The following is a 13,301-nucleotide window of genomic DNA, read 5'->3' as shown; positions in this document are numbered from 1 at the left end:
GGAAGTCCGCATGCCGAAGCTCAACAGCAACGACGCCGTTCATCTGCTGGCGGCTTGGGCCGTCGCGGACGGCGGCAAGGCCGTGGCCGGTGAGCCGTTGCTGGAGGTGGAGACCTCCAAGGCGCTCGAGGAGGTGGCCGCGCCGACGGACGGACTGCTCGAACAGGTGGCGGAGCCGGGCCGGGAATACCCGCCGGGCGCGCTCCTCGCCCGCCTGCACGCGGACGAGGAGGCGCTCGCCGCCGCCCGTGGCCGTACGGCCACCGGTCCGGAGCCGGCCCGTGCCGGCGCCGACGTCACAGCGGCGGCGCCCGGTCCGGTCGTCACCCAGCCCGCCCGGGCCCTGCTGGCCGAACTGGGCATCCCTGAGTCGCGGGCACGGGAGCTGGGCGTGCCCGTCGTCCGCCGGGCCGACGTGGAGCGGCTCGTGGTGGGCGCCGCGGGGGCGGGTCGCCCGGGAGCGGACCACGGAACGTCGGCAACGGCCGTTGAGGCAGCGGCATTTGGCGACACGTCGACAACGGCCGCCCTCAGCACAGCATTTGACGAACCCTCAACCAGCGTGCCCGCCTTCGCCGCCGGGGCAGCCGACGCGGTCCCGGACGCCGGCCCGCCCGGTACCGTCGTCACTCCCCTCACCCGCGTGCAGCGGGCCGTGGCGGCCACCGTCACCGTCTCGCACCGGACGGTGCCTGCCGCGTTCACCGTCGTGGAGGCGGACCTCACCGACGCGCTCGCCGCCGGGCGAAAGTTGAGCGCCGCCGCCGGCTCCCTCGTCGGACCGGCGGAACTCGCACTCGCCGCCCTGGCCGTACGGCGTGAGCACGACCCCGCCTGCTTCGCCTCGCTCACCCCCGACGGCACCGCCACCCGCCTGCTCCCCGGCGCCCACATCGGCGTCACCTTCGACGTCGGCGCGGGACTGTACGTGCCCGTCGTGCGGGACGCCGATCGGGCCGGGCTCGGCGGGATCTCCCGCACGCTGATGACGTTCCGCATGGCGGCAGTGCGCGGCGCCTTCCGCGAGAGCGACCTGAACGGGGCCAACATCACTCTCACCCTGCACACCGAACCCGGCGTGGTCTTCGCCGTGCCGGTGGTCTTCCCCGGTCAGGCCTGCGCGTTGTCGCTCGCCGCGCCGCGAGCCGTGGCGGTCCCGGACGGCGCCGGAGGTTTCCGCGAGCGCAGCCTCGTGCAGCTCGGCGCCGCCTACGACCACCGCCTGGTCAACGGCCGGGACGTGACGGCACTGCTCACCGGAGTGCGCGACCTGCTCCAGGATCCGGCACGGCTGGCGGAGGCGATGGGATGAGCGACCAGGACACCGCCGTAGCCGGGACCTGGCCCGCCATCGGGGCCGCGCCCGGTATTGGAACCGGGCCCGTTGTTGGGCCCGCGCCCGGCACTGGCACCGCACCCGGGACTGCAACCGCACCCGGCACTGCAATCACGCCCGCCGACACCACCCGGAGTGACCCCGGCGCCCCATCCGACCGCCGTGAGATGGCCCTCCGTCTCCTCGCCGCCCGCCGGCGCACCTCCGCGCCGGGCGGTTCCACGGGGCTGCCGCGGGTGCCGAGGGACGGCCGTCCGCTGGTGTGCTCGGCCGAGCAGCGGCGGATCTGGCTGGCCGAACTCGTCGCCGGACCGGGCGCGGTCCCGCCGGTGACCGCCGGGCTGGCGCTGGACGGACCGCTCGACCCGGACCGGCTCACCGCGGCGCTCGCCGCCGTCCTGAGCCGCCACCCGGTGCTGCGCGCCCGGTTCGCCGCCCGCACCGGCTCGGACGGCCGGCCGGACGCCGAGCCGTGGCAGACCCTGCCCGCAGAACCGCCCACCGCGGCCGAGACGGCCACCCTGGTCGAGACGCTGGACCTGACGCCGTTCCCGGAACCCGAGAGGGAGGACATCGCCCGTGGCATGGCCGTGTCCGCCGCCGGACAGCCTTTCGACCCGGCCACGGGCCGGCTGCTGCGGCTGACCGTTCTGAACCTGGCGGCGGACCGGCACCGGCTCCTGCTGGCGTGCCACCACCTCGCCGCCGACGGCGCTTCCCTCGCGGTCTTGCTGGAGGAGCTCGCCACCGCCTACCGGGCCGGGCCGCACACCGTGCCGCCCGGCCCGGAGTCCCCCGACTACGCGGACTACGCCCAGTGGTCCAGGGACCGGCTGGAACGGGTGCTGCCCGACCGGCTCGCCTACTGGCGTCACCAGCTCGCCGGCGCCCCGCCGCGCCTGCTGCCGGACCTCGCGCCCCCTGCCCGCCCGGGCCGGGCGGAAGGACGCAGCACCGCCACGGCCGTCGCCCGGGTGGACGCCGCCACGATGGAGGCCCTCCGCGGGGCCGGCCGGGGAGTGCCGCTGACCGCGCACACCGCCCTGCTGACCGGCTACCTGATGCTGCTGGCGCGTGCCGCCCGCACCGCCGAGGCGACCGTCGGCGTCGTCTCCGGAGGCCGCCCGCACCCTGAACTCGCCACCGTCGTCGGTTGTTTCACCGACCTGTTGCCGCTGCGGGTCAAGCTCCACGGCGATCCCGACTTCCGCACTCTGGCGCACCGCGTCCGCGACGCGCTAGCCGCCGCGCTGACGCATGCGGCGCCCTTCGACCGGATCGTCTCCGCGGTAGCACCGCGCCGCGCTCCGGGCGTGCACCCGCTGTTCCAGGCGCTGTTCGTGGAACGGGAGGAAAGCACCCGCGCGACCACGGGCGGGACCGGGAGCGGCTGGGGCCCCGGACTGGCATCCCGCCCGTGGGGCCAGGAGGTCGACGGCACCGCGTACGACCTCACCCTGGCCGCGACCACCGGCCCGGGCGGCGCCGAACTGGTGCTGACCTACCCGCGCGACCGGTTCGCCCCAGGGGCCGCCGGCGCCTTCACGGCCGAACTGGCCGATTTGCTGCGCCTGCTGGCGGACAATCCGGATGCTCCCGTGAGCCGGCTGCGCACCCCGGAGGCGTGGCGGCCCGCCCCGGTTCTGGACGACGACCTACCCGGGCCCCGGCCTGCCCCCGCCCTCGGCGTGGAGGACATCGTCGCGGACGCCGCCCAAGCGCTGTCCCGGCCCATCGGGACCGCCTCCGCATCCGCATCCGTCATCGAGTCCGTGTGCGCGCTGTGGGCCGAGGTGCTGGGCCGCCCCGGGATCGAACCGGACGACGACCTGTTCGCGCTCGGCGGCGACTCCCTCGCCGTCGTACGGATCGCCGCCCGGACCGAGGATCGCTTCGGCGTGCCGGTGCCCGCCGGCCTGTTCTTCGAGACTCCCACCCCGGCCGCGTTCGGCGCGGCCCTCGCCCGGCTCGTCGAGGAGCACCACCATGGCTGACCGCGAGTACCCGCTGACCCCGGTGCAGGAGCGGATGTGGTTCCTGCACCGGCTCGACCCCGGCGACACCTCGGAGAACCTGACCACCGTCCGCCTGCTGCGCGGGCCCCTCGACGCGAGCGCGCTCGAGCGCGCCCTCGCCGCCGCGGCGGCCCGCCACGAGCCGCTGCGCGCCTGCGTCACCGACACGGACGGAACACCCGTGCAGCGCGTCACCGCGGCCGGCCCCGTGCTGGTCCGGCACGACCTGCGCGGCACGCCCGAGGCCCGCCGGGAGGCCGTACGGCGGGCGGAACTGCGCGGCGCCGAGCCCTACCGGCTGGACCGCGCACCGCTGGTCCGCGCCGAGCTGTACCGGGTGGCCGACGACGAGCACGTGCTGCTGCTCGCCGCACACCATCTGGTCTCCGACGGCTGGTCCATCCAGCTGCTGCTGCGCGAACTGGCCGACTGCTACGCCGCGTTCGCCGCCGGAGGCGAGCCGCGGCTGCGCCCGCTGACGGTCGGCTACGGCGATCACGTCATGTGGCGGCGCTCCCGGCTGGACGGCCCCGAGGCGGACCGCGCCCTCGCCCGCTGGACGGCCGAACTGGCCGAGCCGGCCGGCCCGGGGCTGCCTCCCGGCTCACCCGTCCTGCCCGGTGGAACGGAGCCCGGACCATCCTCCCCGGCCCGCGCACGGGTGGACGCCACGACCGCGGACGCCGTCGCCGAACTGGCGGGGGAGCATGGGTGCACGCCCTTCATGGCGTGGCTGGCCCTGTTCCAGGTCCTTGTCGGACGGCACACCGGGCAGGAGGACGTCGTCGTCGGCACGGCCTTCGCGGGGCGCGAGCGCGCCGAGGACGAGGAACTGGTCGGCTGCTTCACCGCCGTCCTGCCGCTGCGCGCCGACCTCGGCGGCGAGGTCGCGTTCGCCGGGCTGCTGGGGCGCACCCGGCGCACGGTCACCGGCGCGCTGACCCATCCGCATGTGCCGTACGAGCAGCTGCTCGGCACGCTCGGGTCCGCGCGCGGGGCCGGTCAGCCGCGGTTGTTCCGCTCCTGGTTCAACCTGCACACCGAGAGCGCGGCGCTCGCAAACGGCGAGGGCGGCGAGGAGTTCGGGGCGCGGACCGGGGTGCGCATCGAGCCGCTGCGCACCGATCCGCCGCCGACGCCGTTCGACCTGTCCCTGGACGCCTGGCCCGCACCGGACGGCATCGACCTGGTCCTCGTGCACGACCCCGCGCTCCTCGCGCCCGAGGCCGCCCAGGCGCTCCTGGACCGGCTGCCGCTGCTGGCCCGTGCCGCGGTCGCCGCCCCGGACACGCCCGTGGACCGACTGCCGCTGCTCGCCGCGGACGAGACCGGCGCCCTGCTGCGCGGACCGGACGCCCCCGGGACAGCCGCTGGGGAGACTGTGGTGACGTGGCTGCTGCGTCAGGCCGCCGCCACGCCCGAAGCGCCCGCCCTGGAGGATGGGGCCGGCCTGGTGCTCGGCTACGGCGACCTGCTCGCCGCCGCCGACCGGGTCGCCCGGCTGCTGCGCGCGGCCGGGGCGCTGCCGGGCACCCCGGTCGGCCTGGCCGGCGCCCGGTCGGCCGAGACCGTGACCGGAATGCTGGGGATCCTGCTGGCGGGCTGCGCCTATCTGCCGCTGGACCCCGGCCTGCCCGAGGCCCGGCAGGCCGCCATGCTGCGACAGGCCGGCGCGACGGCGGTACTGGCGGGCGCGGGAAGCCATACGGTCCCGGACGGCCCGCCCACCGTGGAGCTGCCCTCCCTCACCGCGGCCCCGGAGCGGGTGGCCGAGCCTGCGGGGGACCGGGCCGCCGAGCCTGCGGGGGACCCCGCCGTCGGCCCCGCCTGCGTCCGGTCGGCCGACCCCGCCCAGGAGCAACCCGCCGCCCCCGCGCCCGGCGACCCCGCCTACGTGCTGTACACCTCCGGCTCCACCGGCGAGCCCAAGGCGGTCGTGGTGCCGCACCGGGCGCTGGCCGTGCGGGTCGGCTGGATGCGCGACGCCTACCGGCTGGGACCGGGGGAGAGGGTGCTCCAGTTCGCCTCGCTCGGTTTCGACACCCATGTCGAGGAGATCTTCCCGGCGCTGTGCTCCGGCGCGACCGTGGTCCTGCTGCCCGTGCCGTCCTCCGAACTGCCGGACTGGCTGGCCGGACCCTGCGGCGACCGCGTCACCGTGCTCGACCTGCCCACCGCCTACTGGCAGGAACTCGTCGCGGCCGGCGACCGCATCGCCTGGCCGTCCGCGCTCCGGACGGTCGTGCTCGGTGGCGACCAGGTGCACTCCCGGGCGGTCGCCGCCTGGCGGGAGCGCTTCGGCGACCGCGTCGAACTGTGGAACACCTACGGCCCCACCGAGGCCGCCGTCATCGCCACCGCCGCCCGCCTCGGCCCGGACGACGCCCTGGTACGGCCCGGCATCGGCCGGCCGATCACCGCGACCGGCGCCTATGTACTCGACCCGGCCCGCAGACCGGTGCCACCCGGCGTGCCCGGCGAACTGTGGCTGTCCGGCGACGGTCTGGCCGATGGATACGCAGGCAGCCCTGAGTTGACGGCCCGTCGGTTCACCGAGGACCCGTTCGGCCCGCCCGGCGCCCGCATGTACCGCACCGGCGACCTGGCCCGCCAACGACGCGACGGTGCACTGGAGTTCCTCGGCCGCACGGACCGCCAGCTCAAGGTGCGCGGCCACCGGGTGGAACCCGCCGAGGTGGAGGCCGCCCTGCTCGGCCACCCGGCGATCGCCGAGGCGGTCGCCGCACTGCACGACGGCGCGGGCCGTCAGAGCCTCGTCGCCTGGGTCGTGCCGCGGCCCGGCGCCGAACCGGAACCGGCGCAGCTCCTTAACCACCTGCGCGGCCTGCTGCCCGGGCACCTCGTGCCCAGCGCCGTCGTCGTACTCGACCGGATGCCGCTGACCTCACGCGGCAAGATCGACCGCGCCGCGCTGCCCGCGCCCGGCTCCACTGCCGACCCCGCCGCCGGGCGCACCGGTCCCGGTACCGCGCCTCGTACCGAGGCCGAACAACTGGTGGCCGAAGTATGGGAGGAGGTGCTCGCCGTGCACGGGATCGCCGCCGACGACGACTTCTTCGCCCTGGGCGGGCACTCCCTGCTGGCCCTGCGCGCCGTGGCCCGGCTGCGTGCCGCCCTCGGCATCGACGTCCCGGTACGCACCCTGTTCACCGCGCCCACCGTCGCGCAGACCGCCGTGGCCGTGGAGGACCTGCTGCTCGCGGACATCGCGGCGCTGAGCGACACCGAGGTCGAAGAGATGATCAAGGAAGGGGATCCGGCCGTATGAGCATCGTCGACGACAGGCCGCAGCCGGAGGACCGCCACGACGCCCGCGGTACGTCCGCCGCCCGTGCGGAACTGCTGGCCCGCAGACTGCGCCGGGCCCGTACCGCCGCCCCGGCGCTCACCGTGCCCCGGCGTCCCGAGGGTGTTGAACCGCCGCTGTCCTTCGCTCAGGAACGACTGTGGTTCATGGACCGCTTCGTCCCGGACACCACCGCTTACACCGTGCCGCAGGCGGTCCGTCTGCGCGGGCCGCTGGACCCGGAGCGGCTGGAGCGCGCGCTGCGCCGGGTGGTGGCCCGCCATGAGAGCCTGCGGATGCGTTTCCCGTCCGACGCCGACGGCCGCCCCCGCGTCGAGGTCACCGCGGACGGCGGCGTCCGCCTGAACGTCCGCACCCCACCCCCGGAGACCGACCCCGCCCGGCGCGAGGCCCTTGTCGCCCGCTGGATCGACGAGGAGATCTCCCGCCCCTTCGACCTGGCCACCGGCCCCGTGCTGCACGCCGCGCTGCTGCGCGCCGCACCGAGCGAGCACGTGCTCGTCCTCGTGCACCACCACATCGTCTCCGACGGCTGGTCCAGCGAACTTTTTCTGCGTGAACTCCTCGCCGCCTGCGCCGACGGCGCTCCCGAACCACAGGCCGCCGCCGAACCAGCCGTGCGCTACGGCGACTTCGCCAGCTGGCAGCGGGAGCGCTACCGGGGCGAGGTACGACAGGCCGACCTGGACCACTGGCGCGCCCGGCTGGCCGGAGTACAACCGCTCGACCTGCCCTCGGACCTGCCCCGCCCCGCCGAACCCACCTTCCGCGGCGCCGGGCAGGGCATCGCCCTCGACGCCGACCTCTCCCGCGCGGTGCTCGACCTGGGGGCCGCGCACGGCGCCACCCCGTACATGACCCTGCTCGCCGCCTATCAGGCGCTGCTGGGCCGCTGGTCCGGCCAGGACGACTTCGCCGTCGGCTCGACCGTCGCCGGCCGCACCCTGCCCGAACTGGAACCGCTGGTCGGTCTGTTCGCCAACGTCCTGGCCCTGCGGGCCGATCTGTCCGGGGACCCCGACTTCGTCACCCTGCTCGGCCGGGTCAGGGACGGCTTCCTCGCCGACCTGGCCCACCAGGAGATGCCGTTCGAACAGCTCGTGGGCGAGCTGGCGCTGCCCCGCGACCCCAGCCGCACCCCCATCTTCCAGACCGCCTTCACGCTGCTCAACTACGAGCGCGCCGAGCGCGGCCGCGCAGAGCACGGTCGGACCGAACACGGTCGGACCGAACACGGCCGGCCCGCCGGGCCAGACGTGGAAGAGCTCGAACTCGAGGTGGACCACCAGCCGTTCGAGATCCGCGCCACCCGCTTCGACCTGGAGCTGTATCTGCGCCAGACCCCCGACGGGCTGCACGGCTTCTTCACCTACAGCACCGACCTGTTCTCGCCCGCGACCGCGGCTCGCCTGCCGGTGCTGTTCGAGCGGCTGCTGCGGCAGGCGGTCCGCCACCCCGACGTGCCGCTGTCCCGGCTCGACCTGCTGGATGAGTCGGAGCGCGAGACCGTGCTGAGCACCTGGAACGACGTCCGGCAGGAGGTGCCGGGCCCGCACACCCTGCACGGCCGCTTCGAGGAGCACGCCGCCCGTACCCCCCATCAGGTGTGCCTGGTCGTCGACGGTCCCGCCGGACCGGACGGCCAACCCCGCACCGAGGAGCTGACGTACCGCGAACTCGACCGCCGCGCCACCGCGTTGGCCGGCCGCCTGCGCGGCGCGGGCGTCGGACCCGGCACCGTCGTCGCCGTCTGCGCGGAACGCTCCGCCGCACTCGTCGCCGCGCTGCTCGGCGTGCTCAAGGCGGGCGGCGCCTACCTGCCGCTGGACCCGGACAACCCGGCCGAACGGCTGGCCGGCCTGCTCGCCGACGCGGCGCCCCCGGTGCTGCTCGCGGCCGACGCCGTCCACGGCCGGCTGCCGCAGCCGCCCGAGGGCACCCGCGTCCTGTCCCTGGACGACCCCGAACTGTGGCGCCCGGACCCCGCCGCCCCGCCCGCACCGCACATCACTCCGGACGACCCCGCCTACGTCATCTTCACCTCCGGCTCCACCGGCCGCCCCAAGGGAGTGATCTGCACCCACCGCGGCATCCACAACCGGCTCGACTGGATGCAGCGCGCCCATCCCCTCCATGCCGACGACGCCGTGCTCCAGAAGACGCCAACCGGCTTCGACGTCTCCGTGTGGGAACTGTTCTGGCCGCTGCGCGAGGGCGCCCGGCTGGTCATGGCCCGTCCCGGCGGCCACCGCGACGGCGGCTACCTGCGCGACGCCGTACGCCGGCACGCCGTCACCACCGTCCACTTCGTGCCGTCCATGCTGGCCGTCTTCCTCGCCGAGGACGGCGTCGAGCGGTGCACCACGCTGCGCCGGGTGATCTGCAGCGGCGAAGAACTCCCCGCCGACCTCGCCCGCCGCTTCCTCGACCGCTTCCGCGCCTGCGAACTGCACAACCTCTACGGCCCCACCGAGGCCTCCGTGGACTGCACCGCCTGGCCCTGCACCCGCGAGTCGCTCGCCGGCGCCCACCGCGTGCCCATCGGACGCCCCGTGCAGAACATGCGCATCTACGTCCTCGACCGCAACCGCCGGCCCGTGCCTGTCGGCATGCCTGGCGAGCTGTACATCGCCGGCCCCGGTGTGGCCCTCGGCTACCTCAACCGGCCCGGCCTCACCGCGCAGCGCTTCGTCGCCGACCCGTGGGGCGAGCCCGGCGCCCGCATGTACGCCAGCGGCGACCTCGCCCGGCACCGGCCGGACGGCGCCCTGGAATACCTGGGCCGCACCGACGACCAGGTCAAGCTGCACGGGCTGCGCATCGAACCCGGCGAGATCGAGGCCGCCCTGCGCGCCCTGCCCGGCGTCGGCGCGGCGGCGGTGGTGGTGCGCGAGGACCGCCCCGGCGACCGGCGCCTGGTCGCCTACTTGGTGCCCGAAGCGCCCGGGGGCCCGGCCGAAGGACCTGGCGGCTCCCCGCAACGCGGGCTGGCAGACGACGTGTTGGAGGCCGGTCCGGACGGCATGGCCGCCGACCCGGCCTCACTGCGCCAGTCGCTGCGCCGCACCCTGCCCGACTCCATGCTGCCCTCCGCCTACGTCGTCCTGGACGCCCTGCCCACCGGCCCCAACGGCAAGCTCGACCGGCGGGCGCTGCCCGCGCCGGTGCGGGGCGCCGGGGCCGGCGGCGGGGCGCCGGCCACCGACGCCGAACGCGCCGTCGCCGAGGTGTGGGCCCGCATCCTCGACGTCCCCCTGCCGGAACGCGACGACGACTTCTTCGACCTCGGCGGGCACTCCCTGCTGGCCATCCGGATCATCGCCGCGTTGCGCCGGGCCCTGCCGGAGGCGGCCGGGGTCACCCTGATGGACCTCTTCCGGCAACCTACGGTCCGCGGCCTTGCCGCCCACCTCACCACACCGGAGGCCGAGCGCGGCCCCGCCCGGGTACTGCACGAACTGACACCCACCCTGCCGCCGGGCCGCACACCGGAGCTGACCGTGGTGGCGGTGCCGTACGGCGGCGGCAGCGCCGTCGTGTACCGGCCGCTCGCCGAGGCGCTGCCGCCCGGCCACGCCCTGTTCGCGCTGGCGGGCACCGGTGAGGAGATGGGACTGCAGGGCCGCCGCACCGCCCTCCCGGAACTGGTGGACGCGGCCGTCGCCGAGATCCTGGAACGCGTGCACGGCCCGCTCGTCCTGTACGGCCACTGCGGAGTCGGCGGCGCCCTGGTGATCGCCCTCGCCCTCGCACTGGAGGCGGCCGGCCGGCCGGTGCAGGCCGTCTACGCCGGAGGCATCTTCCCATTTGCCCGGCCCCGCGGGCCCGTGGTGCGGATGCTCGACAGACTGGAGCGCTTCGGCAGCGACCGCCGCTACCGGGACTGGCTGATCTCGATCGGCCTGAGCATGGACGACGTGGAACCGGCGCAGGCCCGCCGCATGGTGCGCGACATGCGCGCCGACAACCGGGACGCCGAGGAGTACTTCACCGCGCTGCTCCAGGACCGGGTGGAACCACTGTCGGCGCCGGTGATCTCGGTGGTCGGCGAGCGCGACGACATCACCCTCTACCACGAGGAGAGGTTCCGGGAGTGGCACTTCGTCACCAACGCCAGCGCCCTCGTGGTGCTGGACGAGGCGGGGCACTACTTCCTGAGCTTCCGTGCGCCCGAACTGGCGGACATCATCACCAGCGTTCACCCGGCTCTGACCGCGCCGACGGACGCGGGCCCGCAGCAGGCGGAGTCCGGCACACCGCGGCCGACCACCGCACCGCGGCCGGGGTCGAAGACGTGGCGACTGGCGGACGTGTCGCACGGCGAGGTGCCCGTGCCCGGCGGCGGGCCCGGTGAAGAGGGTGAGTCCGGTCCCGGCAAGGGGACCCCGTCCCTGACCCCCGGCACTCGTCGGCGACGGGACCGCCGTCCGCCCGAACCCGCGATGCCCCGCTTCCTCGCTGTCGCCGCCGGGCAGCTCGTCTCCATGGCCGGCACCTCCATGACCGAATTCGCGCTGCCGCTGTGGGTGTTCCTCGGCAGCGGTTCGCTGCTCCAGCTCGGCCTGCTGTCCTCCCTGGCGCTGGTGCCGGGCCTGCTCGTGGCGCCGCTGGCCGGGGCCGTGGCCGACCGGTTCAGCCGACGACGCGTCATGATCGCCGCGGATGTTGCCGCTCTGCTGATCCAGGGCCTGATGCTGACGCTGCTGCTGGCCGGGGCGCTCACCGACGCCGCTCTGTACCCACTGATGACCCTGCTGTCGGTAGCCCTGACCTTCCAGCGCATCTCCTGGGCCTCGGCCGTCCCGCAGCTCGCGCCCAAGCAGTACCTCGGCCACGCCAACGGCCTGGTACAGGCCGGCGCCGGTACGGTCCAGTTCGCCGTCCCTCTGCTCGCCACCGCCGTGCTGGCGACCGTGGGACTGCGCGGCATCCTCATCATCGACGTGTGCACTTACGCCGTCGCCATCGCCGTCACCGCCTCCCTGCGGTTCCCCGCCCGGCTGGGCTGGCGGCGCCGCGAGAGCGTCGGCGAGGAGATCCGGGCCGGCTTCCGACTGGCCATGAGCACGCCCGGCTTCCGGGCCATGCTGCTGTTCTTCGCCGTGACGAACCTGCTGCTGGGGCCGCTGCTCATCCTCTTCCAGCCGCTGGTCCTCGGCTTCACGGGACTGGGCGACGTGGCCCGGGTCTCGCTCGCGGGCGGGGTGGGCATCGCCGCGGGCGGCGCCCTGATGGCGTTCTGGGGCGGGCCGAAGCAGCGCAGGATGACCGGCGTCCTGCTGGCCTTCCTCGTCCTGGCCGCCTGCTGCGCGGTCACCGGACTACGCCCATCGCTGCCGCTGGTGGCTGCGGGAGTGTTCGGGATGTTCGCCGGGCTGACCGTGATGAACGCGATCTACGCCACGATCATCCAGGTCAAGGTCCCCGCCCGCTTCCACGGCCGGATCTTCGCGGTCAACACGGTGTTCGCCTGGTGCACCATGCCGGTGGGCTTCCTGCTCCTCGGACCCGGCACCGCCGCGCTGCTCGAGCCCGCCATGGAGCCGGACGGGACGCTGGCCGGCACCGCGGGCCGGATCCTGGGCACGGGAGAGGGCCGCGGACTGGGCCTGATGTACGTGCTGTTCGGCCTGGCGCTCGTGCTCGTGGTCCTGTGCGCCCGGCGGATACCGGCGCTGGCCCGTTTCGACGCCGAGGTACCGGACGCCCGGCCGGACGACCTGGTCGGCCTCCAGTCCCTGCACGCCCGCCGACTGCCGGACCCGTCGCCGGACGGGCCATCGAAAGCGGACGGATCTCAAGCCCCGGACGGACACGACGCGCAACCGCTCAGCGCGTCGGCGCCGCCCACGGGAAGCTGACGGACGGACGGCTACGAAGGAGCGAACCGGCGGTGAGAGGAGTGGACCCCGTGACGGGTCCCGCTCCCTCACCGCCGGGGGCTGCCCTACTCCAGCAACAAGGCTTGTTGTGAGTGGTGCGGAACGGCTCGCTGCTGCCCTCGGGAGCACCCCGAACCACAGTAGCTTCATGCCACTGAGGACACCTCACGTCGCTGGGCCGTCAAGCGCTCGAGATGAGCCCTCCGCACACGGCGCGGCACCGTACGTGGCTCGACGAGGCACGATGTGCGACCAGCCGCTCGCCGACGCCGAGCATTATCGGTACTGCCCATCGAAGAAGTCCTATCCTTCGAGACCGCTTCTCCCGTCTGTGCGACACGGTCTACCGCTGGTACGTATGGGCTGCCGCCTTCTTCCGCGGCGGGGGCTGCTCCGGTGCTGATCGTCGAGCAGTTGTCTGGGGCGTGCGAGTCGATGCTTGCATCCGGGCCTGCCCCGGTGGACCGGCGAGGGTCCCGTGTGGCTCCACCTTTGGGTCGGCCTCTGCGGGCTCAGTGGAGCGTCAATGTCAGTGGGCTCTGCCAGGGAGCTTGAAAGACCCGGTCCTCCAGTGACAGCCGCCAGGGACGCCCGCATTGAACGTCGCCACTGCGGCGCCGCGCCAACGCCACCCGCCTGGCGGACTGTGACTCGGTCAAGCCCAGAGAACGGCTCGGTCCAGCTGAGGTCACCCCATGAGTGCCCAGCCAACGCGGCAACCGCCCCACCAGTCACGGACA

The 13,301-nt window shown here is 74.8% G+C and carries 4 protein-coding genes and 1 pseudogene; 4 read left to right on the top strand and 1 reads right to left on the bottom strand.

Going from position 1 to position 13,301, the window contains the following annotated elements; genetic code table 11:
* The first annotated feature begins 10 nt into the window (after window positions 1-10).
* The 4 genes from M8H82_RS18360 (at window position 11) to M8H82_RS18345 (ending at window position 12,540) form a co-directional block, all read left to right on the top strand.
* On the top strand, window positions 11-1,312 hold the full coding sequence (locus M8H82_RS18360) for a 2-oxo acid dehydrogenase subunit E2 (protein WP_250075333.1): 1,302 nt from the start codon (window positions 11-13) through the stop codon (window positions 1,310-1,312).
* A 191-nt stretch (window positions 1,313-1,503) separates the two neighbouring features.
* Window positions 1,504-3,330, top strand: coding sequence for a condensation domain-containing protein (locus M8H82_RS18355; RefSeq protein WP_250075329.1), 1,827 nt, complete (start codon window positions 1,504-1,506; stop codon window positions 3,328-3,330).
* Entirely contained in the window at window positions 3,323-6,640 is a 3,318-nt protein-coding gene (locus M8H82_RS18350; protein ID WP_250075327.1) for an amino acid adenylation domain-containing protein, read from the top strand. The genes M8H82_RS18355 and M8H82_RS18350 overlap by 8 nt, the downstream gene beginning before the upstream one ends.
* Window positions 6,637-12,540, top strand: coding sequence for a non-ribosomal peptide synthetase/MFS transporter (locus M8H82_RS18345; RefSeq protein ID WP_250075325.1), 5,904 nt, complete (start codon window positions 6,637-6,639; stop codon window positions 12,538-12,540). Before M8H82_RS18350 ends, M8H82_RS18345 begins: the two co-directional genes overlap by 4 nt.
* A 545-nt stretch (window positions 12,541-13,085) precedes the next feature.
* Here the strand turns inward: M8H82_RS18345 and M8H82_RS36795 are convergent.
* Window positions 13,086-13,296, bottom strand: a pseudogene (locus tag M8H82_RS36795) (hypothetical protein); the annotation flags it as partial.
* Between the last annotated feature and the right edge of the window lie 5 nt (window positions 13,297-13,301).

It is taken from the genome of Streptomyces sp. YS415 (assembly GCF_023544665.1).
Lineage (GTDB): Bacteria > Actinomycetota > Actinomycetes > Streptomycetales > Streptomycetaceae > Streptomyces.
This window is presented reverse-complemented; position numbering and strand designations above follow the sequence as displayed.

Bases quoted from the DNA above. Each gene is read 5' to 3' on its own strand.
- M8H82_RS18360 (WP_250075333.1), top strand. From the start codon at position 11: ATGCCGAAGCTCAACAGCAACGACGCCGTTCATCTGCTGGCGGCTTGG.
- M8H82_RS18355 (WP_250075329.1), top strand. From the start codon at position 1,504: ATGGCCCTCCGTCTCCTCGCCGCCCGCCGGCGCACCTCCGCGCCGGGC.
- M8H82_RS18350 (WP_250075327.1), top strand. From the start codon at position 3,323: ATGGCTGACCGCGAGTACCCGCTGACCCCGGTGCAGGAGCGGATGTGG.
- M8H82_RS18345 (WP_250075325.1), top strand. From the start codon at position 6,637: ATGAGCATCGTCGACGACAGGCCGCAGCCGGAGGACCGCCACGACGCC.